Source organism: Streptomyces sp. NPDC102270 (genome assembly GCF_044766405.1).
Classification (GTDB): Bacteria; Actinomycetota; Actinomycetes; order Streptomycetales; family Streptomycetaceae; genus Streptomyces.
Window position 1 is genome coordinate 69,217 of sequence record NZ_JBIWLX010000012.1, and the last position, 21,329, is coordinate 90,545.

19 protein-coding genes are annotated in these 21,329 nt (G+C 69.5%); 17 read left to right on the forward strand and 2 right to left on the reverse strand.

The window, feature by feature from the left end:
- The first annotated feature begins 227 nt into the window (after positions 1 to 227).
- The 6 genes from ACIRP7_RS25335 (at position 228) to ACIRP7_RS25360 (ending at position 6,627) form a co-directional block, all read left to right on the forward strand.
- The gene (locus ACIRP7_RS25335) at positions 228 to 1,175 is read left to right on the forward strand and encodes a thiamine pyrophosphate-dependent dehydrogenase E1 component subunit alpha (protein ID WP_403663747.1); all 948 of its coding nucleotides are present in this window, start codon (positions 228 to 230) and stop codon (positions 1,173 to 1,175) included.
- Positions 1,172 to 2,209 carry an alpha-ketoacid dehydrogenase subunit beta gene (locus ACIRP7_RS25340; protein ID WP_403663750.1) on the forward strand — a complete coding sequence of 346 codons (1,038 nt, stop codon included), beginning with the start codon at positions 1,172 to 1,174 and terminating at the stop codon, positions 2,207 to 2,209. Before ACIRP7_RS25335 ends, ACIRP7_RS25340 begins: the two co-directional genes overlap by 4 nt.
- On the forward strand, positions 2,206 to 3,372 hold the full coding sequence (locus tag ACIRP7_RS25345) for a 2-oxo acid dehydrogenase subunit E2 (protein WP_403663753.1): 1,167 nt from the start codon (positions 2,206 to 2,208) through the stop codon (positions 3,370 to 3,372). The genes ACIRP7_RS25340 and ACIRP7_RS25345 overlap by 4 nt, the downstream gene beginning before the upstream one ends.
- Positions 3,356 to 4,951, forward strand: a complete 1,596-nt coding sequence (locus ACIRP7_RS25350; RefSeq protein WP_403663756.1) for a hypothetical protein — start codon at positions 3,356 to 3,358, stop codon at positions 4,949 to 4,951. The genes ACIRP7_RS25345 and ACIRP7_RS25350 overlap by 17 nt, the downstream gene beginning before the upstream one ends.
- Entirely contained in the window at positions 4,951 to 5,721 is a 771-nt protein-coding gene (locus ACIRP7_RS25355) for a thioesterase II family protein (protein WP_403663759.1), read from the forward strand. The genes ACIRP7_RS25350 and ACIRP7_RS25355 overlap by 1 nt, the downstream gene beginning before the upstream one ends.
- A 93-nt stretch (positions 5,722 to 5,814) precedes the next feature.
- Entirely contained in the window at positions 5,815 to 6,627 is an 813-nt protein-coding gene (locus ACIRP7_RS25360) for a BTAD domain-containing putative transcriptional regulator (protein WP_403663762.1), read from the forward strand.
- A 52-nt stretch (positions 6,628 to 6,679) separates the two neighbouring features.
- Here the strand turns inward: ACIRP7_RS25360 and ACIRP7_RS25365 are convergent, their stop codons facing one another.
- Positions 6,680 to 7,507 carry a class I SAM-dependent methyltransferase gene (locus ACIRP7_RS25365; protein WP_403663765.1) on the reverse strand — a complete coding sequence of 276 codons (828 nt, stop codon included), beginning with the start codon at positions 7,505 to 7,507 and terminating at the stop codon, positions 6,680 to 6,682.
- A gap of 192 nt (positions 7,508 to 7,699) precedes the next feature.
- Here ACIRP7_RS25365 and ACIRP7_RS25370 point away from each other — a divergent pair, with 192 nt between their 5' ends.
- The 9 genes from ACIRP7_RS25370 to ACIRP7_RS25410 all read left to right on the forward strand — a co-directional run bounded on the left by ACIRP7_RS25370 (position 7,700) and on the right by ACIRP7_RS25410 (position 18,294).
- On the forward strand, positions 7,700 to 8,500 hold the full coding sequence (locus tag ACIRP7_RS25370) for an enhanced serine sensitivity protein SseB (RefSeq protein WP_403663768.1): 801 nt from the start codon (positions 7,700 to 7,702) through the stop codon (positions 8,498 to 8,500).
- Between the two features lie 110 nt (positions 8,501 to 8,610).
- Complete coding sequence (locus tag ACIRP7_RS25375; RefSeq protein ID WP_403663771.1) at positions 8,611 to 9,405, forward strand: enhanced serine sensitivity protein SseB C-terminal domain-containing protein; 795 nt, start codon at positions 8,611 to 8,613, stop codon at positions 9,403 to 9,405.
- Positions 9,406 to 9,740: 335 nt separating this feature from the next.
- The gene (locus tag ACIRP7_RS25380) at positions 9,741 to 10,739 is read left to right on the forward strand and encodes an ABC transporter permease (RefSeq protein WP_403663774.1); all 999 of its coding nucleotides are present in this window, start codon (positions 9,741 to 9,743) and stop codon (positions 10,737 to 10,739) included.
- Positions 10,740 to 10,798: 59 nt separating this feature from the next.
- Positions 10,799 to 12,547 (forward strand): ABC transporter substrate-binding protein, encoded by a 1,749-nt coding sequence (locus ACIRP7_RS25385; RefSeq protein ID WP_403663777.1) that lies wholly within the window; start codon positions 10,799 to 10,801, stop codon positions 12,545 to 12,547.
- Positions 12,548 to 12,616: 69 nt separating this feature from the next.
- A complete protein-coding gene (locus ACIRP7_RS25390; protein WP_403663780.1) occupies positions 12,617 to 13,624 on the forward strand; it encodes an ABC transporter permease in 1,008 nt (335 codons plus the stop codon).
- Positions 13,621 to 14,712 (forward strand): ABC transporter ATP-binding protein, encoded by a 1,092-nt coding sequence (locus tag ACIRP7_RS25395; RefSeq protein ID WP_403663783.1) that lies wholly within the window; start codon positions 13,621 to 13,623, stop codon positions 14,710 to 14,712. Before ACIRP7_RS25390 ends, ACIRP7_RS25395 begins: the two co-directional genes overlap by 4 nt.
- Complete coding sequence (locus ACIRP7_RS25400; protein WP_403663786.1) at positions 14,709 to 16,124, forward strand: dipeptide ABC transporter ATP-binding protein; 1,416 nt, start codon at positions 14,709 to 14,711, stop codon at positions 16,122 to 16,124. Before ACIRP7_RS25395 ends, ACIRP7_RS25400 begins: the two co-directional genes overlap by 4 nt.
- Positions 16,125 to 16,223: 99 nt before the next feature.
- Positions 16,224 to 17,615, forward strand: coding sequence for a M1 family metallopeptidase (locus ACIRP7_RS25405; RefSeq protein ID WP_403663789.1), 1,392 nt, complete (start codon positions 16,224 to 16,226; stop codon positions 17,613 to 17,615).
- Between the two features lie 22 nt (positions 17,616 to 17,637).
- Positions 17,638 to 18,294, forward strand: coding sequence for a trimeric intracellular cation channel family protein (locus ACIRP7_RS25410; RefSeq protein WP_352389325.1), 657 nt, complete (start codon positions 17,638 to 17,640; stop codon positions 18,292 to 18,294).
- Here ACIRP7_RS25410 and ACIRP7_RS25415 read toward each other — a convergent pair.
- On the reverse strand, positions 18,203 to 19,423 hold the full coding sequence (locus ACIRP7_RS25415; protein ID WP_403663792.1) for an alpha/beta hydrolase: 1,221 nt from the start codon (positions 19,421 to 19,423) through the stop codon (positions 18,203 to 18,205). The genes ACIRP7_RS25410 and ACIRP7_RS25415 overlap by 92 nt on opposite strands.
- A gap of 145 nt (positions 19,424 to 19,568) precedes the next feature.
- Between ACIRP7_RS25415 and ACIRP7_RS25420 the strand changes: the two genes are divergently transcribed.
- Positions 19,569 to 20,423, forward strand: coding sequence for a thioesterase family protein (locus ACIRP7_RS25420; RefSeq protein WP_403663795.1), 855 nt, complete (start codon positions 19,569 to 19,571; stop codon positions 20,421 to 20,423).
- A gap of 499 nt (positions 20,424 to 20,922) precedes the next feature.
- Positions 20,923 to 21,303, forward strand: coding sequence for a hypothetical protein (locus ACIRP7_RS25425; RefSeq protein ID WP_403663798.1), 381 nt, complete (start codon positions 20,923 to 20,925; stop codon positions 21,301 to 21,303).
- The last annotated feature ends 26 nt before the right edge of the window (positions 21,304 to 21,329 follow it).

The following is a 21,329-nucleotide window of genomic DNA, read 5'->3' on the forward strand; positions in this document are numbered from 1 at the left end:
AAATCGACGACGAGGCCGGGCCGGGCAAGTCCGGCGCGTGGACGAGTCTCAAGCACATCCAGCTCGTCATCGCGCTGGAGCACACCTTCGGCATTTCGTTGGCGCAGGCCGAGATCCGCGGCCTGACCTCCGTCGCAGCCATCCGGGACACGCTGCGGGCCAAGAACGTGCTCGCCTGACCGAAGCGTCCGGCTCGCCCACCGCAGACACGGGGAGAGAACGAGTAAATGACCGACGACATGGCCACGACGGCCATCGCGACGCCGCCGGACGGCGTCGACAGCCTCCTGCCACCGGCGGACGCCGACCTGGCGACGATGTTGCTGATCCGCCACTTCGAGCTCGCCCTTCTCGAACTGTTCGCACGGGGCGAGCTGCACGGCACGACACACACCTGCCTGGGACAGGAGTACGTCCCGGTCGCGCTGGCGCCCCTGCTGGACGAGCGTGACTACGTCTTCAGCAACCACCGCGGCCACGGTCACTACATCGCCAGGTTCGGCGACCCGGCCGGCCTGCTCGCGGAGATCATGGGCCGGGAGGGTGCCGTCTGCAACGGCGTCGGCGGCAGCCAACACGTTCTCCGGGACCGCTACCTGTCCACCGGTGTGCAGGGGGAGAGCCTGCCGGTCGCCGCCGGGGCCGCCCTCCACCTCAAGCGGCACGAGCCGGGAGCCCTCGCCCTCACCTATGTCGGCGACGGCACCTGGGGTGAGGGCGCCGTCTACGAGGCGCTCAACCTGGCGGCGCTGTGGCGGCTGCCGCTTCTCGTCGTCGTCGAAAACAACGGCATCGCCCAGTCGACGCCCACCCACGCGCAGATGGCGGGCACGATCCAGGCCCGTGCCGCCGCGTTCGGCATCGCCCACCTGCGCGTCGAGAGCACCAGCCCGACCGGGATACGGACGGCGGCGGCGCCGCTCGTCGAGAAGGTGCGGTCCGGCGCTCCGCTGGTCCTGGAACTCGTCACGCACCGGCTCGGCCCGCACAGCAAGGGCGACGACACCCGGACGGACGCGGAACTGCGGCAGGTACGCGCGGCCGACTGGCACGCGCGGTACCGGGAGACGCTCGGGACGCGGTTCGCCGAGGCCGACGCGGTCGCGGCGGCACGCGTCGCCCGGCTGGTGGACGAGGTGGCCGCGCGGCCGTCGTCGGTCTGGAGCGTGGCGTGAACGGGCGGCCGGTACGGGTGGTGGAGAACCTCAACAGCGCGCTGCACGAGCGCATGCGGGCCGACTCCCGGCTGTACGTGCTCGGCGAGGACATCGCCGACCCCTACGGCGGGGCGTTCAAGGTGACCCGCGGACTCTCGCAGGCTCATCCGGACCGGGTGATCACCACGCCGATCAGTGAGAACGGCATCGTCGGGGTCGCCGCCGGACTCGCCCTGACCGGGGACACGGCGATCGTCGAGATCATGTTCGGCGACTTCGCCGGCCTCGCCTTCGACCAGGTGCTCAATTTCGCCAGCAAGTCCGTGTCCATGTACGGGCGGCCGTATCCCATGCGCCTGATGGTGCGCTGTCCGTCCGGCGGCGGCCGCGGTTACGGTCCGACGCACAGCCAGACCCTGCTGAAGCACTTCATCGGGATCCCCGGGCTGTCCCTGTTCGAGCTGTCACCGTTCCACGACAACCGGACGTTGCTGGCGCACATGCTGGCACTCGGCGAGCCGTGCGTGTTCATCGAGGACAAGGTGCTCTACACGCGCCGGACGGCCGTGGACGGCCAGGTCGACGACCTGTTCGACTACGACTTCCTCGGCACGGACGACATCGCCCCCGCGCATGTGTACGCCGACGCCGAGGGCGACGTGGACTGCCTCATCATCGCGCCCGGAGGCATGGCGGAGCGCGCCCTGGCCGCCATGCGCGACCTGCTGCTGCGCCACGAGATCGGTTGCCGGCTCGTGGTCCCCTCCCGGCTCTACCCGGTGGAGACCGAGGCGCTGCTGAGCGCGGCGCGGCGCGCGGCGTACGTCTGCGTCGTCGAGGAGAGCACGGCGGGCGGGACCTGGGGTGCGGAGGTCGCGCACGTCCTGCACGAACAGTTGTGGGGACGGCTCACCCGACCCGTCCGGCTCATCCACTCCGCCGACAGTGTCATTCCGGCGGCCGTCCATCTCGAACGCGAGGTCCTGGTCCAGGCCGACACGATCCGCGACGTCGTACTCGCGGACCTGCGGGGCGAAAGGAGCCCGGTGTGATCGACATCGAGGTGCCGAAGTTCAACAGCAACGACACCGCCTACGTGCTGGTCGAATGGCTCGCCGAGGACGGGCAGCAGCTGAAGGAGGGCGATCCGGTCGCCGTGATCGAGACCTCGAAGGCGGCCGATGAGCTGGCCTGCGAACACGACGGCATCCTGCAGAGGCTGGTCGCCGCTCCGGCCGACTGCGGTCAGGGCGACATCATCGCCCACCTCTTCGCGTCGGAGGCGGAGCGGCAGGAGTTCCTGGCGGGGCGGCTCGCACAATCCGCGCCCGGATCGGTGGCCGACGTCGCCGAACGGCTCCCCACGCTCACCGAACCCGCGCGCCTCCTGGCCGAACAGCACGGCGTGCAGCCGGCCGCTCTGTCCCGGCTGGGCCTCAGGGTGGTGCGCGAGGCCGACGTGCGCCGATTGCTGAGCGAAGCGCCGCAGAGCGCCGAGACGAGAACGCACACCCCGAACCGGGTGCAGCGCGCGGTGGCCGCGGCGGTTTCGCAGTCCCATCGGGAGATCCCGGCCGCCTTCACCGCCGTCGTCGTCACCGTCGACTCCGCGCTGGCCGCCGCCAGGGAGCTGTCGGAGCGGACGGGAGCGCTCATCGGGCTCCCCGAGCTGCTCGTGGCCGTGCTGGGCCGCCTGCCCGAGCGTTTCCCCCTCTGCTACGGCACCCCCACCCCCGAGGACACGCTGCTGCTGCCCGAAGCGGCACACGTCGGTGTCACCGTCGACGTCGGCCGAGGACTTTCCGCGCCGGTGGTGAAGAACGCGGGCGAACGGACGCTCGCCGATGTCGCCGGCCTGCTGATGGACTACCGCATCAAAGCCATGCGGGAGTCCTTCCAGACGGACGATCTGGACGGCGCCAACATCCTCCTGTCCCTGAACAACGACGACGACATCCTCTTCGCCCAGCCCATCGTCTTCCCGGGCCAGACCTGCGCGGTGTCGCTGGCCGGCGTCCGCCGCGAGGCCGTGTTCGCCGCCGACGGTGCCGTCACCCCGCGCTCCGTGGCCGTCGTCGGGCTCGCCTACGACCACCGATTCGTCAACGGCAGCACCGCGGTGGAGTTCCTGAAGGCGATCAAGGAGGCGCTCGAGTCGCCCGCCGCGCTCGGCGTACACGACGAGGAGGCGGGTTCCGATGCCGTCGGCCGCTGAGCGGGACGTCCCGGCCGCCGCGGCCGCCGCGCGGACACGTCGCCGGAGCCTGCCGGCCGCCCCGGTCGTCCTGACCGTGGGGCTGTTGGCCTCCTACACGATCGACCCGGTCGAGCCGTACCTGCACGTGGCGCTCGTCGACGCGGGTCTGGCCCCGGAGATCGTCGTCGGGCCGTTCAACCAGATCATGCCCGAGTGCCTCGACGACCGCGGGCAGATGGCCCGGCTCGACCCCGACGTGCTGGTCGTCGTCCCTCGCTGGGAAGAGATGCCGGACGGCGAGGAGGAAGGCGAACTCCTGCGGCTCGCGGACGCCGCGCTGGCGGCGACCGACCGGAGGCAGACGTGCCTGGTGTTCGTGCTCCCCGCCCTTCCGCAGTTCCGGGGCGGCGTGGCCGACGCCGGGCGGTCCGACGGGGTCGCCGCGGCCGTCACGGCGGCCAGACAGCGGCTGCGGGACCGGTTCACGGGCCACCCCCATGTGCTGGTCGCCGACGCGGAGGAGGCCGTGCGCGATGTCGGGGCGCTGCGTGCCCACCACCCGGGCCTCTTCGCGTTCGCCCGCATCCCCTATACCGAGGAGGTGTTCTGGCGGCTCGGGGTGGGCATCGCCCGGCTGCTGCGGGCCCGCTTCGGCGGCGTCCCCCGCGCCATGGTCCTCGACGGTGACATCGTGACGCAGGCGTCGTACGCGGAGGTCCTCCGCGACCCGCTGCTCCGGCTCGGTGAGGCCGGCATGCGCCTCGCCGTGGCCGCGCTGGACGACCGGGACACGTTGGTGGAGGCGCTGACCGGCGACTGGGCCCCGCTGGCGCCGTACCTGGCCGGCGAGTGGCCGGGGGGAGAGGGCGCCGAGCCCTTGCGCGCGGTGGCCGGCCGTCTCGGACCGAGCCTGCTGCTGACCGCGGACCCCGAGCTGGCGGGCGCGGCCGAGGCGGTGGACGGACTGGAGCCGGTGCTCCTCGGCCCGGCCCCCGAGTCCTGGCCGGCGGAACTCCAGGAGGCCGGCGTCTTCGACAGGCCTTTGGGAGGGCGGTCCGGCACGGACGGTGCGGCCCTCCCGCTGCCTTCGGGGGAGTCAGCTCGGACGCTGTCGCTGGAGGACTTCGTGGCCGGTCTCGACGTCTCGGTCACCTTCGACGAGCCGGGCGAGGCCGTGTACCCGAAGGTGACCGAGGTGCTCGTGCGGGCCAAGGACTTCGTGCTCGGCCCGGTGCCCGACGGGTTCGAGCCCGCGCACTTCGCCGGAAGGGAGGACCGGCTGCTGCTCACGGCCGACGTGTGCGACCGGTTCGGCGACTACGGTCTGGGGGCGGTGGCCGCGCTGGAGTTCTCCGCCGGGGTCTGCCGAGTCGAGGTGTTCTCGGTGTCGTGCCCGGTGATGGGCCGAGGTGTCGAGCCGCTCGTCCTCGGCGAGATCGTGAAGAACGCGGGACGCCACGGCTGTGCCACGGTCGAGCTCGTCCTGACCTCCACCGGGCGCAACGGCGTCGCGCTCGAGTTCGCGGCCGAGGCACGGGAGCGCACCTGGAAGGATGGCGACGGCCGGACCGTCACGGTGCGGGCGGTGGAGCGGTGATGGTGAGCCGCAGACGACTCACCCCGTCGCTGTGGCGGTTCGGTGACGCCGGTGACGCGGACGGCGTGACCTTCGTGCTCGCCCCGTTCGCCGCAGGCAGCGCGTACTCGCTCGCCGACCTGCCGCCCCGGCTGGTTCGGCCGGGCGACACCGCGCTGGTGATCCAGTACCCGGGACGCGGGCCCCGCATCACCGAGCCGCACGCCACAGACCTGTCCGAGCTGGCGGAGCAGGCCGCCCGCGACATCGTCCGGCACAGCACCGGCCCGCTGGTGCTGGCCGGTCACAGTATGGGCGGCGTTCTGTGCTACGAGATCGCCTCGCTGCTGACGGCGATGGGTCGGGCACCGGCCTGGGTGGTCGTCTCGGCCGCCCGCCCTCCCGACCTGGTGCGTATCAGCTCCGAGAAGGTGCTCTCCATGGGGCGCGGGGATTGGCTCGCGGAGATCGCAGAGGGCGTGGTCGCGATGGGATCACCGGCTGAGGCGGACGAAGTAGCCGACCTAGTGATTCCGGTCATGAGGGCCGACTACCTGATGCTGGCACGTTACCGGCCCCGGCACGGCCCTCTGTCGGTCCCGCTGCTCGCGCTCGGCGGGGCGGCCGATCCGTGGGTGACCGATGACCATCTCGCGGGCTGGCAGGCCTGGACGGTCGGCGACTTCGGGTGCGGGACTTTGCCCGGTGGCCATTTCTACTACCGTGAACAGCTCGCCGAGTTCTGCGGGGCGGTCCGGAGCGGGCCCCTCCGTAAATCCTCGGTGAATTAATACTTTTTCGAGTTTCGCATACGTCTTGCGCAAGCCCCAAGGTTCGGTACAGGCAAAGCAAAAATCGGCCGACCGTGTGTATAGTCCCAAGTCGTGATCGCCTATGGTGTCGATAATGTTTCGGGTAATTATGTCCGTATTCTCGGTCCGGTCGGCATCCTTGCCGCAGGTCAAGCAGTTCCTTTGGTCCGGCGCAAGCAGCGCCTTTTGCTGGCGTTACTCGCATTAGAATCCAACAGGCCCGTTTCCTTCTCGCGCATCGTCAGTATTCTGTGGCCTGCCCATGTGCCTGCCGGTGCCCGTAACCAGGTTCACGTCCATATATGCGCTCTCCGTCGGGCATTGGCCGCGATCGCCGGCGGAGAGGAGTGCCTGGAGACGAGGAATGACGGATATGTGCTCAACGTTCCGCCCGTCGACGTGGATGCGCACCGCTTCGAGCGGGCCGTGACCGACAGCGAGCGCGCGTGGGCGAGAGGCCGTCAGGTCGAGGCCCACCGCATCCTGTGTGCCGCGCTCGACCTGTGGCACGGGACACCTCTCGAGGGTCTGGACGGGGTGTTCGCCCTGTCGGAATCGGCCCGGCTGCAAGAGCGCCGGCAGATGATCCTCGAACGGCGACTGGACCTCGATCTGGCCATGGGCAAGCATGCCGAAGCCCTGGCCGAACTGGCCGCGCTGGTGGCCGTCGATCCGCTGCACCAGGGCTTCCAGCGCCGTCGCATACTCGCCCTGCACTGCTGTGAGCGCACCGCCCAGGCCCTGTCCGCCTGCCGAGGCGTACGCCGTCTGCTCGTCGACGAGCTGGGCATTGAAGCGGGGGAACAGATCAACTCGCTGGAGCTGGCCCTCCTGCGCGGCGTACGGGCGGAAGAACTGGTGGCCGAGGCCGTCGGCCGGGTATAGACGCCGAGGCCGGTCACGGACCGTGACCGGCCTCGGGCCGCCATGGTGCGGGCTACTCCGGCTTGCGTGCCGAGAGGGTCCACGTCAGCGGCAGCGGGTCGCCGGGCAGACGCCAGAACCCCTCGTCCTCCTCGTCGCGGACCATGGACTTGAGGCGCTGCCGGCAGTCGACCGGGACCTCGGTGAACGTCTCGATCTGCAGACCCGCCTGGATCAGCGCCGTGAAGACGGTGGAGAGGGTCCACGGCCAGGCGTACTGCTTGTACGGATCGATCTCCCGCGCCTCCTCGTAGGCGTCTCCGTAGGTGAGGCCGACCTCGTACTCCCGGACCCCGCTCTCGAACAACTCCGAGCGGAGCCGCAGCTCACCGTCGACCTCCGCGAACGCGCCGAGGATCGGGTGGATCTCCACGATGTGGAAGACGCCACCGGGCTTGAGGAAGTGCGCTATGACCTTGGCCCAGCCGGACAGGTCCGGCAGGAGGTTGAGCACGCCGTAGTCGGTGTAGACGATGTCGAAGGAGCTGTTCAGCACCTCCGGCAGGTCGTAGATGTTGGACTGGACGAAGTTGATGTCCACCTTCAGGCCCTCGGCCAGGTCACGGCCGATCTCCAGAGCCTGGTCGGCGAAGTCCACCGCCGTGACGTTGGCGCCCCGCCGGGCCCAGGAGATGGCGTTCAGCCCGATGTGGCACTGCAGGTGCAGGAAGTCCTTGCCGGATACGTCACCGAGCGCCTCCAGCTCCAGCGAACGCAGGCTGCTCTTCCCGGCCCGGAAGGTGTCGAGGTCGTAGTAGGACGAGTCGATGTGTGCCAGGGCTCGCCGGTTCCAGCCCTGCTGGTTGCTCTGCATACGGTCGCGGTCAGTGGCGGTGTCCAAGGGAGGCCTCTCTTCGATGTGACGGCCAGCGTCGGGGTGCGTCCTACCGCCGATCCTCGCCACGGCCGCTGACTCGGTGCTGAAGTGAACCGTCCCGCTGAGTCGAGCCGGGTAGCCGTGGGGCAGTCGGGCGTGCGTCCGCACCCGCTAGCCTTGCCAGCCACAGCAGGTTCTTGAGCAGGCGGTAGGCAGATGGACTTCCCGGCGGATCTCCCCCCGGACTTCTCGGAGTTCCCGGCACGGTCGGCACACCCCCATCCGCACGGCGGATGGCCCGGCAACGAGCTGGAGGAGGTGCTCTCGGCCTCCCTCGGCATGCCCTCGGCGGGCGGCCGGATCATCGAGGTGCTCGGCCGCAGCTTCGTCTGGATCCCCCTGCCGAACGGCGGCGGCCCGCACAGCGGCCCCCTCGACCTGCCCACCCTGGAGATCGAGGGCCAGGCGTTCGTCCCGGTCTTCAGCTCCGAGGAGCAGTTCCGCCAGGTCGTCGGCAGCCATTTGTCGTACACCATCGCCCCGGCGGTCGAGTTCGCCCGCGGTCTGCCCCCGCACGTGGGCGTCGCGGTGAACCCCGACGGCGTGGTCGGCGTCCCCCTCCCGCCCGCCGCCGTCGCCGACCTGTGCCGGGTGGGCCGCACCCCGCTGGACGGCTCCAACACCGGCGGGCGGGTCAAGCTCTACGAGCCGGACTGGCAGGACGACCCGGTCGACTTCCTGGCAGCCGCGTCCGCCGAGTTCGCGGCCACGGGAGTGGTCCTCACGGCCCGCCGCTGCCTGGCCGCCATCGAGACCGCCGACCCGGTCATGTTCGTGGGCGTGGAACTCTCCCAGTGGGAGGGCGACCTGCGCACCCTGCCGATGGACGCCCTCGGCCGGGCCCTGGGGCGGACCCAGGTGCACTGGCCGGTCAACCTGGTCCTGCTCGACGTGGCGGACGACCCGGTGGGCCACTGGATGCGCGGGCAGGTACGGCCCTTCTACACGCGGGGCTAGCGCGACAAGCCACGGACGACCCGCACTCGCCGACGACGCACAGGTCCCGAGCTCGTGGGCGCTTAAGCTGGTTTCATACTCGGGGAACTTTCAAGAAGGGGCGATACGACGTGAGCGCCAGCGGCACCGCGACCGGCACGGTCGAGCACATGCTGCGCCAGGTGACGCCCGGGCGCTACGACGCCTACGAGGCATTGCTCAAGGCACTCGCGACCCCGGGCTCCGGCCAGATCTGGATGCTCCTGTGGCACGGCCAGTCCGGCTCCCCGGACGCCCAGTACGCGAACATGGAGGTCGACGGCTACGGCTACGCCCCCTGTGTGACCTCGGCCCAGGAGCTGAGCGCCAGCGGCTGGAACCGTTCGTACGAAGTGGTCGACGGCATCGACGTGGCCCGCACGCTCTATCCCGACCACTACGGCCTCTGGCTCAACCCGCACGCCCCCGGCGGCGGGGTCGGCATCCCCTGGCTCGACCTGCGCCGCATCGCGACCGGCCTGGAGCGCCAGCCCGCGGGGCCGCTCAGGCTGTCGGAACCCGGCATCGAGGTCCCCCAGTTCTACGCCCTGCTCGTGCAGAACGCCCACCGCACCCCGGCGGTCCGCTCGCTGCGCCGTGCCTGGGTGCAGCCGGCGCTCGGGGCGCCGTATCTGGCCATCGGCCTGGACGTGTACGACACCAGCCCCTCGGCCGTGGACTCGGTGCGCGCGATGATGCAGCAGTCCATCGGCGCCGTCCCGGACGGGCTGCCGGTGTCGACCGTGGCGATGTCCGACGAGTACGACCCGGTGGCGCTGTGGATGCGCGCCGGGGCCCGTCCGTTCTACGACCGTGAGGCCCACGGATCCCCGGCCCAGGCGCCGGCGGCCGGGTACGGCTACCCGCCGGCCCGTGGCGGTTACTGAGAGCGATGACAACCTGTTCGCCTCGTTTACGTAACAGCCACATTTCTTCGCGCGTAGATAGCGGCGGATCATCACGATCGTCGCCTATTGTGCCGTTCTGTCCCAACTGGCATGCGTCCGGGGGGCGTTACCCGCTGTTCGGATAACGGAATCCTTCGTACTGCATCACGGTTACGCATACTTTCTTCGTCAGGCCTGGCGGGTGATCGCAGCGAAGCTGAAGACTCCCCAGGCAGACGCAGGATCAGACGTTCCTGTGCGCTGAGCAAGTCGACAAAGCCGTAATCCACGGCAGGTGTAGGCCGGTCACCACCGGCGAGAGGGGTCGGGTCACTGTGACCGCACCGATCGAGACCACCGGGGCGCAGGCCGGGGCACAGCCGGAGGCTGTCCTCGTCGGCGTCGGCAAGGGGCAGATCGAGGGCCGTTCCCTGGGGCAGATCGCCTGGTCCCGGTTCAAGAAGGACAAGGTGGCGGTCGCCGGCGGTGTGATCGTCATCCTGCTGATCCTGCTCGCGGTGCTCTCGCGTCCCATCCAGGCCATGTTCGGCCTGGACCCGAACGCCCTGCACCAGGACCTGATCGACCCGAACACCTCGCTGCCCAAGGGCGACTTCGGCGGTATGAGCTGGTCGCACCCGCTCGGTGTGGAGCCGAAGTTCGGCCGCGACATCGCCACCCGCATCCTCGAGGGCTCCTGGGTCTCGCTGGTGGTCGCCTTCGGCGCCACGATCCTGTCCAACACGATCGGCGCCGTGCTCGGCGTGGTCGCCGGCTATTACGGCGGACGGGTCGACACGATCATCAGCCGGCTGATGGACACCTTCCTGGCGTTCCCCCTCCTGCTGTTCGCCATCGCCATCTCGGCCACGCTCCAGGGCGGCGCCTTCGGCCTGGAGGGTCTGCCGCTGCACATCAGCGTGCTGATCTTCGTCATCGGCTTCTTCAACTGGCCCTACCTGGGCCGCATCGTGCGCGGCCAGACGCTGGCCCTGCGCGAGCGGGAGTTCGTCGACGCCTCGCGCGGGATGGGGGCCAGGGGGCCGTACATCCTGTTCCGGGAGCTGCTGCCGAACCTCGTCGGCCCGATCATCGTCTACTCGACGCTGCTCATTCCGACCAACATCCTCTTCGAGGCGTCGCTGAGCTTCCTCGGCGTCGGCATCCAGCCCCCCCAGGCCTCCTGGGGCGGCATGCTCAACCAGGCCGTCGACTTCTACCAGGTCGACCCGCAGTTCATGATCGTGCCTGGTCTGGCCATCTTCGTGACCGTCCTGGCGTTCAATCTGCTCGGCGACGGTCTCCGCGACGCTCTCGACCCGCGCAGCCGCTGACCCGCGGCCGCGGTGAGAGTCCACAAGATTTCCGACAATTGAAGGGGAAGCAGACCATCATGCGAAGGTCAGCGCTGGCCGTAGTAGCGGCCATCGGCAGTGCGAGCCTGTTGCTCTCGGCTTGCAGCAAAGCCGATGACAACAGTGGAGACGGAAACAAGTCGGCTGGGGCCAACGCGGCGACCAAGGGTGTCGTCAACGTCTCCACCCAGAAGGGTGGGACGGTCACGTACGAGTACTCCGACGTCCCCGACTCCTTCGATCCGGGCAACACGTACTACGCGTACATGTACAACTTCACCCGGTTGTACGCCCGTCCGCTGATGACCTTCCAGCCCGGTCCGGGCGAGGAGGGCAACAAGCTGGTCCCGGACCTCGCCGAGAAGGCGGGCGAGCCGAGCGACGGCGGCAAGACCTGGACGTACAAGATCCGCTCGGGTCTGAAGTACCAGGACGGCACCCCGATCACCTCGAAGGACGTCAAGTACGCCGTCGAGCGCTCCAACTTCGCGCGTGATGTGCTCTCCCTCGGCCCGAACTACTTCCAGCAGTTCATGGAGGGCGGCAAGGCGTACAAGGGTCCCTACAAGGACAAGGGCGCCGAGGGTCTGAAGTCCATCCAGACGCCGGACGACACCACGATCGTCTTCAAGCTCAACCGTCCCTTCCAGGAGTTCGACTACCTGGTCGCGACGCCGCAGACGGCGCCGGTCCCGAAGGCCAAGGACACCGGCATCGACTACGTCAAGAGCATCGTGTCCTCGGGCTCGTACAAGTTCCAGAGCTACGACGAGGGCAAGCAGGCCGTCCTCGTCAAGAACGAGAACTGGGACCCGAAGACGGACCCGCTGCGCAAGCAGTACCCGGACAAGATCGTCGTCAAGCTGAAGGTCAACGCCGAGACGATCGACCAGGACGTCCAGGCCGGTGACGCGATCGACCTCGGCGGTACCGGTGTCCAGGCCGCGACCCAGGCGAAGGTCGTCAACGACGCCAAGCTGAAGGGCAACACGGACAACACCTACGGTGGCCGTCTGGTCTACATGGCGATCAACAACCAGGTCGCGCCGTTCGACAAGCTCGAGTGCCGCAAGGCCGTCGAGTACGCCATCGACAAGGTCTCCGTGCAGACCGCCGAGGGCGGCCCGATCCGCGGTGACATCGCCACCACCGTTCTGCCGCCGGACATCACCGGCTACCAGAAGGCCAACGTCTACGAGACGACCGGCAACAAGGGTGACGTCGCCAAGGCCAAGGAGCAGCTGAAGGCCTGCGGCAAGACGACGATCAACACCAACCTCTCGGCGCGCAGCGACCGTCCGCAGGAGATCGACGCGGCCACCGCGATCATCGCCTCGCTGAAGAAGGTCGGCATCAACGCCAGCCTGAAGCAGTACCCGTCGGGCAAGTACTTCACCGACTACGCGGGTGTGCCGACGTTCGACAAGAAGCAGAACATCGGCCTGCACATGATGCAGTGGGGTGCCGACTGGAACTCCGGCTACGGCTTCCTCCAGCAGATCCTGCACGGTGACGCGATCGGTGCCTCCGGCAACACCAACCTCTCGTATCTCAACGACAAGCAGATCAACGAGATGCTGGAGAAGGCCATCGCGACCGAGGACGACACCGCGCGCAACGCCATGTACGGGCAGATCGACAAGCGTGCGATGGACCTGGCGGCGCTCGTCCCGCTGACCTACTTCAAGGTTCTGCTGTACCGCCCCGCGGGCTTCACCAACCTGGTGTCCACGGCGGCCTTCAGCGGTGAGTACGACTACCTCAACATCGGCACGACCAAGAAGTAGCCCCGGAAGGCAGGTGAAGGCATTGGTGCCCGTGGGCCTCGCGGCCCGCGGGCACCAGCGCCGATCCCCGTGATCTCGTACATCCTCCGTCGGACGTTCGCGGCAGTGATCCTGCTGCTGGTCGTCACCGCGGTCACCTTCGCGATCTTCTTCCTGCTGCCGCGGATGGCCGGCCAGACCGCCGACCAGCTCGCGCAGCAGTACATCGGAAAGAGTCCGACGAAGGCCGACATCCTTGCGGTCAAGCAGAACCTCGGTCTGGACCAGCCCCTGTATGCCCAGTACTGGCACTTCATCAAGGGGATCGTGTCCGGCGCCACCTACAACCTGGGCCCCACGACGGCGCACTGCGACGCGCCGTGCTTCGGCTACTCCTTCAAGAACCACCAGGCGGTCTGGCCACAGCTCACCTCGCGCATCCCGGTGACCGTCTCGCTGGCCGCCGGTGCCGCCGTGATGTGGCTGGTGTCCGGTGTGGTGATCGGTGTGATCTCCGCACTCAAGCCCCGCAGCTTCTTCGACCGCACCTTCATGGGCGTCGCGCTCGCCGGTGTCTCGCTGCCCATGTTCTTCACGGGCAACCTGGCCCTGCTGCTCTTCACCTACCAGTGGCCGATCTTCGGGCGGACCTACGTGCCGTTCACCGAGAATCCGGCCCAGTGGGCCAACACGCTCTTCCCGGCCTGGTGCTCGCTCGCGCTGCTGTACTCCGCCATCTACGCGCGGCTGACCCGCTCGGGCATGCTGGAGACGATGAACGAGGACTTCATCCGCACGGCCCGCGCCAAGGGCCTGCGGGAGCGCAACGTCGTGGCCCGGCACGGGCTGCGGGCCGCACTGACCCCGATCATCACCGTCTTCGGCATGGACCTGGGTCTGCTGCTCGGCGGTGCCGTGATCACCGAGACGGTCTTCTCGCTGCCCGGCATCGGCCAGTACGCGGTGCAGGGCATCACCGACAACGACCTGCCCCCGATCCTCGGCGTCACCCTGTTGGCCGCCGTCTTCGTCGTAGTCGCAAACCTTCTGGTGGACCTGTTGTACGCCGCCGCCGACCCGCGCGTGAGGCTCTCGTGACCGAACTCTCCAAGACCGGTGCCGCCCTGGGCGAGCCGGCTCCCGGGAACGCCCCCGACGCCTTCCTCGCGGTCCGCGACCTCAAGGTGCACTTCCCGACCGACGACGGCTTGGTCAAGTCCGTGGACGGGCTCAGCTTTGAGGTGGAGAAGGGCAAGACCCTCTGCATCGTGGGCGAGTCGGGCTCCGGCAAGTCGGTGACCTCGCTGGCGATCATGGGACTGCACCGGCTCGGGGCACAGGGCAAGCACGTCCAGATGTCAGGCGAGATCTGGCTGGACGGCAAGGAACTGGTCTCCGCCGACCCGGACGAGGTGCGCCGGCTGCGCGGCCGCGAGATGGCGATGATCTTCCAGGACCCGCTGTCCGCGATGCACCCGTACTACACGATCGGCAACCAGATCGTGGAGGCGTACCGGGTCCACCACAACGTCAGCAAGAAGATCGCGCGCAAGCGTGCGATAGAGATGCTCGACCGGGTCGGCATCCCCGAGCCGGACAAGCGGGTCGACGGCTATCCGCACGAGTTCTCCGGCGGTATGCGCCAGCGCGCGATGATCGCCATGGCCCTGGTCAACAACCCTGAGCTGCTCATCGCGGACGAGCCGACGACCGCCCTGGACGTCACCGTCCAGGCGCAGATCCTCGACCTCATCCGGGATCTGCAGAAGGAGTTCGGCTCCGCGGTCGTCCTCATCACCCACGACCTGGGTGTGGTCGCCGAGATCGCCGACGACGTGCTGGTGATGTACGGCGGGCGGTGCGTGGAGCGGGGCAGCGTCGACGATGTCTTCGAGCGGCCGCAGCACCCGTACACCTGGGGTCTGCTGGGCTCGATGCCGCGTATCGACCGGGAGACCTCCGAGCGGCTCATCCCCGTCAAGGGCCAGCCGCCGAGCCTCATCAACGTCCCCTCGGGCTGCGCCTTCCACCCCCGCTGCCCGTACGCGGACATTCCCAAGGGCGATGTCACCCGTACCGTGCGCCCGGAGCTCCAGCAGGTCGGCGGCGGGCACTTCTCCGCGTGCCACCTCTCGTTGGAGGACCGCACGCGGATCTGGACCGAAGAGATTGCGCCGAAGCTGTGAGTGAGACGAAGAAAACCGACGTCGCTCCGGAAGAGCGTGAGGTCCTCCTCAAGGTCGAGGGGCTCCAGAAGCACTTCCCGATCCGCAAGGGCGTCCTCCAGCGCCAGGTCGGCGCGGTCAAGGCGGTCGACGGCATCGACTTCGAGGTGCGCAAGGGCGAGACCCTCGGCGTGGTCGGCGAGTCGGGCTGCGGCAAGTCGACCATGGGCCGGGTCATCACCCGCCTCCAGGACCCGACCGGCGGCTCGATCCACTTCGAGGGCCAGGACATCACGCGGCTGAACTCGGCCGGGATGCGTCCGCTGCGGCGGGACATACAGATGATCTTCCAGGACCCCTACGGCTCCCTGAACCCCCGGCACACCATCGGCGGCATCGTCTCGGCGCCGTTCCGGCTCCAGGGCGTGGAGCCCGAGGGCGGGGTGAAGAAGGAGGTCCAGCGCCTGCTGGAGCTGGTGGGCCTGAGCCCCGAGCACTACAACCGCTACCCGCACGAGTTCTCCGGCGGCCAGCGCCAGCGCATCGGCATCGCGCGCGCCCTGGCCCTCAAGCCCAAGCTGGTGGTGGCGGACGAGCCGGTCTCGGCCCTCGACGTGTCGATCCAGGCGCAGGTCGTGAACCTGATGGACGACCTGCAGGCGGAGCTCGGCCTCACGTACGTGATCATCGCGCACGACCTGTCCGTCGTACGGCATGTCTCGGACCGCATCGCGGTGATGTACCTCGGCAAGATCGTCGAACTCGCCGACCGCACCTCGCTGTACGAGGCGCCGATGCACCCGTACACCAAGGCCCTGATGTCGGCGGTCCCGGTGCCGGACCCCAAGCGCCGGGGCGCCAAGTCCGAGCGCATCCTGCTGCGCGGCGACGTCCCGTCCCCGATCTCCCCGCCCTCGGGCTGCCGCTTCCACACGCGGTGCTGGAAGGCGACGGAGATCTGCAAGACGACGGAGCCGCCGCTGATCGAGCTGCGCCCCGGGCAGCGCGTGGCCTGCCACCACCCCGAGAACTTCGAGGACCAGGCCCCGCAGGACACCGTGCTCCTGTCGGTCGCCAAGGAGGCGGCCGGACTGGTCGCCGAGGAGGTCCTGGCGGAGTCGGCCGAGACGTCGGCGGCGGTGGCGGCGGAGGTGAAGGGCTCCAAGGAGGCAGCGCCCTCCGAGGGGGCGGCCGAGAAGCCCGCGGCCGAGAAGCCCGCGGCCGAGAAGCCCGCGGCCGAGAAGCCCGCGGCCGAGAAACCCGCGGTCGAGGTCACGGCGGACGCCGAGGCCACGACCGGGAAGACCGGCCCGGGAGCGAGGACCACGCCTGCCGCCGGCGCCCAGGTGCCTGCCGCCGCCGAGGTGCCCGTCTCCGACACCCCCGGCTCGCCGGAAGCGGAAGACGACCGTCAGGAGCCAACCGACAAGTAGCGCATGACGAGTTGGCAAAGTCATGCACATGCCCGAACGGGAGAGTGAAGAGTCGTCCGTGTCCGACTTATCGGCACACGCTCGAAAGGGACGACACCCATGACACTCTCCCGTTCGGCACGTTTAGGAGCCGTCGCGACCGCGGCGGCTTCCTTCTTTGTCATCGCCGCCGCCCCCGGCCCGAAACCCGGCGCCCCCGGCATCGGCGACCCCTACTTCCCGAACCTCGGCAACGGCGGCTTCGACGCCCTCCATTACACCCTCGACGTGGCGTACAACCCGGACACCGACCGGCTGGACGGCCGTACGACACTCACCGCCCGTGCCACCCAGAACCTCTCGTCCTTCGACCTGGATCTGCAGAAGTTGCAGGTCACGAGAGTCGAAGTGGACGGCAGACGGGCCCGGTTCACGCGGGACGGCGACGAGATCCGCATCAGCCCCCGCCAATCCCTGCGCAAGGGCCGGGACTTCACGGTCGCCGTCACCTACGGCGGGATCCCCGAACCCCTCAACGGGCCCATCGTCTTCGGTTCCGACTACGGCTGGATGAAGACCCCCGACGGCGTCTTCGTCGCTTGCGAACCCAACGCCGCCTCCACCTGGTTCCCGTCCAGCGACCACCCCGCGGACAAGGCCACCTACGACATCCGCATCAGGACCCCGAAGGGCCTGACCGCGGTCTCCAACGGCCGGCTCGTGTCGACGTACGACAAGGGCGGCTCGACGTACACCCACTGGCGCGAGAAGAAGCCGATGGCGACCTACCTGGCGACCGCCACCATCGGCAAGTTCGACGTCCGCACCGGGGAGACACCCGGCGGGATCCCCATCTACACGGCCATCGACCCGGTCCTGGAGAACAGCAACAACGTCGACGTGTACGGCGTCACCGCCGAGGCCACCGACTACTGGTCGCAGGTCTTCGGGCCGTACCCCTTCGAGGAGACCGGCGCGATCGTCGACGACATGCCGCAGGCGGGATTCTCGCTGGAGGTGCAGACCAAGCCGGTCTACTCGGCGGTGCGCAGCGAGACGACGATCGTGCACGAACTGGCCCACCAGTGGTTCGGCGACTCCGTGAGTGTCGAGCACTGGAAGGACATCTGGCTCAACGAGGGCTTCGCCACCTACGCCCAGTGGCTGTGGGCCGAGCACAGGGGCACCCGCAGCGCTCACGACTCCTTCGTCGCCGCCTATGACGCCCGCCCCGCCGACAACCCCTTCTGGCAGATCACCGTCGGCGACCCGCAGCGGGACACGATGTTCGCGTCCGCGGTCTACCAGCGCGGCGCGATGACCCTCCAGGTGCTGCGCGAACGGATCGGCGACAAGGCGTTCTTCGAGCTGCTGCCGGCCTGGACGAGACTGCACCGCTACGGCAACGCCGGCACCGCCGACTTCGTCCGCCTCGCGGAGAAGGTCGGCGGGCAGCAGCTGGACGACCTGTTCCACACCTGGCTCTTCACGACGGGCAAACCGGTCCGGTAGGAGACCTGCGCAAGAATGCGGTGTGCTCCAGCAACTGTTCAGTCCTTCCGTCCAGCACACGCTCGACCTCGTCGGCATCTTCGTGTTCGCCATCTCCGGCGCGCTGCTGGCCGTCCGCAAGAACTTCGACGTCTTCGGCATCGCCGTCCTCGCCGAGGTCACCGCGCTGGGCGGAGGGCTGTTCAGGGACCTGATCATCGGCGCGGTACCGCCCGCCGCCTTCACGGACCTGGGCTACTTCATCACCCCGCTGCTCGCCGCCCTCCTGGTCTTCTTCCTGCACCCGCACGTGGAGCGCATCCAGGCCGGCGTGAACGTCTTCGACGCGGCCGGCCTCGGCCTGTTCTGCGTCGCCGGGACGACGAAGGCGTACGAGTACGGGCTCGGCCTCACCCAGTCGGCGACCCTCGGCCTCGCCACCGCAGTCGGCGGCGGTGTGCTCAGGGACGTGCTCGCCAACGAGGTCCCGTCCCTGCTGCGCTGGGACCGCGACCTGTACGCGGTCCCGGCGATCGTCGGCGCCACCATGGCCGCCCTGTGCATCCGTTACGACGTTCTCTCTCCGTTCACCAGCGGGCTCGCCGCGCTCACCGCCTTCGTGCTGCGCCTGCTCGCGATGCGGTTCCACTGGCGAGCTCCGCGGGCGTGGAACCGCCGGTCGACCGTGCGTGAGGAGTAGCGCCCGCCCGGCCGTGCAGCAGCCCCATCTCCTCGGTCAGCCAGCGGAACGCCGGGACCACCTGCGGCTTCCACAGCGCCATGTTGTGGCCGCCCGCGCTCTTCGGGATGTAGACCACGTGCACGGTCGTCGGTGCCTTCGCGATCTGTTCGAGGCCCATGGCCGCCTCGTACCCGTCGCCCGGCTGGCCGGACTGGTAGAGCGCGATCGCGGGCGGGGTGCGGGCGTCGCGCAGCAGCACGTAGGGGTTGTTGGCGCGCCGCAGGGCGGGGGTCTCGGCGGCCAGTGAATTGCGTTCGCCGATCGGGTCGTTGTAGCCGGACATGCTGACCGCGGCCCGGTAGCGGTCGGGGTGCGCGACGGCGAGCTTCGTCGCGCAGTGCCCGCCCGCCGAGTACCCGGCCGCGGCCCAGCCCGCGGGACCCGACTGGGCGCGGAAGTTGTCCGTGACCATCTTCGGCACGTCGACGCTGAGCCAGGTGTCGGCGTCGACCGTGCCGGTGATATTGGCGCACCCGGTGTCGACCCCGGCCAGCAGGTTCATGCGCGGGGCGACCAGGATGAACGGCGCCACCCGGCCGTCCCGCATCAGCGGCCGCAGTTGGCCGACCGCGTGCAGTGACCCGAACCAGGCCTTCGCCGAGCCCGGATAGCCCGACAGCAGCTCCACCACGGGGAATGTGTGGTGCCGGTAGGCGGGCTCGGCGTACTGCGGCGGCAGCCAGACGTAGACCTCGGCGTTCACCCCCGAGACCCGGCCCTTGAGCTGGGTCACCCGCACGCCCGTCATGCCGGGTCCCGAGGCGCGGGTGAAGTGCTGCCTCACCCTGGGCAACCGTTTCAGCGAGATCCCGCCGGTGCCGTCGGCGCCCAGGTTCGCGGCCTGCTGGACGTGGTTGCCGGTGCCGAGCAGGTCGGCCCAGTTGTCGTACAGGCTGTTCTCGTTGTTGACCAGCACGAAGACGAGGGCGACGGCCGTGCCCTGGGCGAACAGCACCATCAGTACGCGGGCGGCGGCGCGGGCGATCCTGGGTCCCCGCAGCCGCGACCACAGGGCGAGCGGCAGCACGAGGGTGACGACGGACAGCACGATCAGCGTGTAGAGGAACGCGGTCCCGGTGAGGCTCATGTCCCTGTAGAGGGGGAGGCCCGGTCATCGGTCACGGACGAGTACGGACACTTACCGAGAAATAGCGCGGATCTCACCTGGGCTGGTCGGCGAGGCCGACCTGGAAAAGCTACCGCTTAGTAGCGAGTTGTTGTACCGTTCAGCCATGCCAGAAGCAGCCTCCGTCACCCGCGCCAGGATCGGCGACAGCGAGTTCGATCGGGACACCGCGGTCACCCGCCGCGCGCCCGGCGTCTACGACATCGACCTCTCCGCGGGCTGGACGATCATCAGCGCCGTCAACGGCGGCTACCTCCTGGCCGTCCTGGGCCGCGCCCTGGCGGACGCCCTGCCGCACGCCGACCCGTTCACGATCTCCGCGCACTACCTGACCGCGTCCCAGCCCGGACCCGCGGTGATCCGCACGGACGTCGTCCGCACCGGCCGCACCCTCTCCACCGGCCAGGCCTCGCTCTTCCAGTACGACGACGAAGGCAAGGAGGTCGAGCGCATCCGCGTCCTCGCCTCCTACGGCGACCTCGACGCCCTCCCCGACGACGTCCGTACGACGGCGAAGCCGCCGGTGATCCCGCCGATGGACCAGTGCTTCGGCCCCGAGGACGGGCCCGCCCCCGTCGAGGGCAGCTCCGCCATCACCGACCGGCTGATGCTCAAACTGGACCCGTCCACCCTGGGCTGGGCCCTGGGCGCGCCCTCCGGCAAGGGCGAGATGCGGTCCTGGTTCGGGCTCGCCGACGGCCGGGACGCCGACCCCTTCTCCCTGCTCCTCGCGGTGGACGCGCTGCCGCCCACGGCCTTCGAGATCGGCCTCAAGGGCTGGGTGCCCACGGTCGAACTCACCGTCCACGTCCGCTGCCGCCCGGCCCCCGGCCCGCTGCGCGTCTCCATCACCACCCGCAACCTCGCCGGCGGCTTCCTGGAGGAGGACGCCGAGGTCTGGGACAGCGAGGACCGACTGGTCGCACAGTCACGGCAGTTGGCGCGGGTGAGGCTGGGCTGAGCGGAGGTTCTGGGGGCCTGGTGGGTCGGTCCTGGGTTGGCACCGTCCACGACGGGCGCGGGCGGCGCGGCGGCATCGGACTCCACGTCGGCTTCCGCACGGACGTCACCGACCTGACCGCTGGCGACTCCCGCGCCCTGGCCCCCCAGGCGCCCACGCGGCCTGGGCCTGGACTCATTCTTCGGCTCGGCTCGGCACCGAGCGCTGATGGCCGCCCTTCCCGCACGGCGCGGGCCGGACGACCCCGTCAGGCGTGGCCCGGGGTGAACTCGCCGACGCCCGGGAGGTGTTGCGCCGTCGCGACAGCGCCGCTTCTGTCACGGGCTTGTACCAGCGAGTAGGTGAGCGATCCGTGCGGAACCCCAGCTCAGAGGGGCTGCTTTAGCCGCGCTTTGCCTGCCGCACAGGCGAGGGACAGACCGGACTCAACGAAGGCTCAGGGGCCGTTGCGAGAGTTCCCGGCCTCAGGCCTTCCTCATCCTCCCTGGAGCTGTCTCTCATGAAGCGTGTGCGTCTCCTCCCCGCCGTGGCCCTGCTGGCGCTCTCGCCCCTCGCCCTGGTGGCCTGCGGCTCGGGCGACTCGTCGTCGACCTCGAACAACGGCACCTCGGGCCGGCAGCAGAACTGTCAGGCCCCGACCGGCAACGCGTCCGGCAGGCCCACCGGCGCCGCCTCGGGTGCCCCCACCGGCAACGCGACCGCGCGGCCGTCGGGCGCGCCCAGCGGCAACCCCTCCGGCATGCCGAGCGGCGGCCCCGGCGGCGGCCAGGGCGGTCAGGGCGGCCCCGGCGGCGGCATGGGCGGCTGTGGCGGCCCTGGCGGCAGCGCGGGCGGCGCGGCTCCGAGCGGTGCGCCCAGCGCGGCGGCGACGAAGAGCTGACAGGGCGCAGGACGTCGTACGGCAGG

What these genes read in the sequence shown, in the direction of transcription:
- ACIRP7_RS25335 (WP_403663747.1), top strand. Translation starts at nt 228, where the DNA reads ATGACCGACGACATGGCCACGACGGCCATCGCGACGCCGCCGGACGGC.
- ACIRP7_RS25350 (WP_403663756.1), top strand. Translation starts at nt 3,356, where the DNA reads ATGCCGTCGGCCGCTGAGCGGGACGTCCCGGCCGCCGCGGCCGCCGCG.
- ACIRP7_RS25355 (WP_403663759.1), top strand. Translation starts at nt 4,951, where the DNA reads ATGGTGAGCCGCAGACGACTCACCCCGTCGCTGTGGCGGTTCGGTGAC.
- ACIRP7_RS25370 (WP_403663768.1), top strand. Translation starts at nt 7,700, where the DNA reads ATGGACTTCCCGGCGGATCTCCCCCCGGACTTCTCGGAGTTCCCGGCA.
- ACIRP7_RS25385 (WP_403663777.1), top strand. Translation starts at nt 10,799, where the DNA reads ATGCGAAGGTCAGCGCTGGCCGTAGTAGCGGCCATCGGCAGTGCGAGC.
- ACIRP7_RS25405 (WP_403663789.1), top strand. Translation starts at nt 16,224, where the DNA reads ATGACACTCTCCCGTTCGGCACGTTTAGGAGCCGTCGCGACCGCGGCG.
- ACIRP7_RS25415 (WP_403663792.1), bottom strand. Translation starts at nt 19,423, where the DNA reads ATGAGCCTCACCGGGACCGCGTTCCTCTACACGCTGATCGTGCTGTCC.
- ACIRP7_RS25420 (WP_403663795.1), top strand. Translation starts at nt 19,569, where the DNA reads ATGCCAGAAGCAGCCTCCGTCACCCGCGCCAGGATCGGCGACAGCGAG.
- ACIRP7_RS25425 (WP_403663798.1), top strand. Translation starts at nt 20,923, where the DNA reads ATGAAGCGTGTGCGTCTCCTCCCCGCCGTGGCCCTGCTGGCGCTCTCG.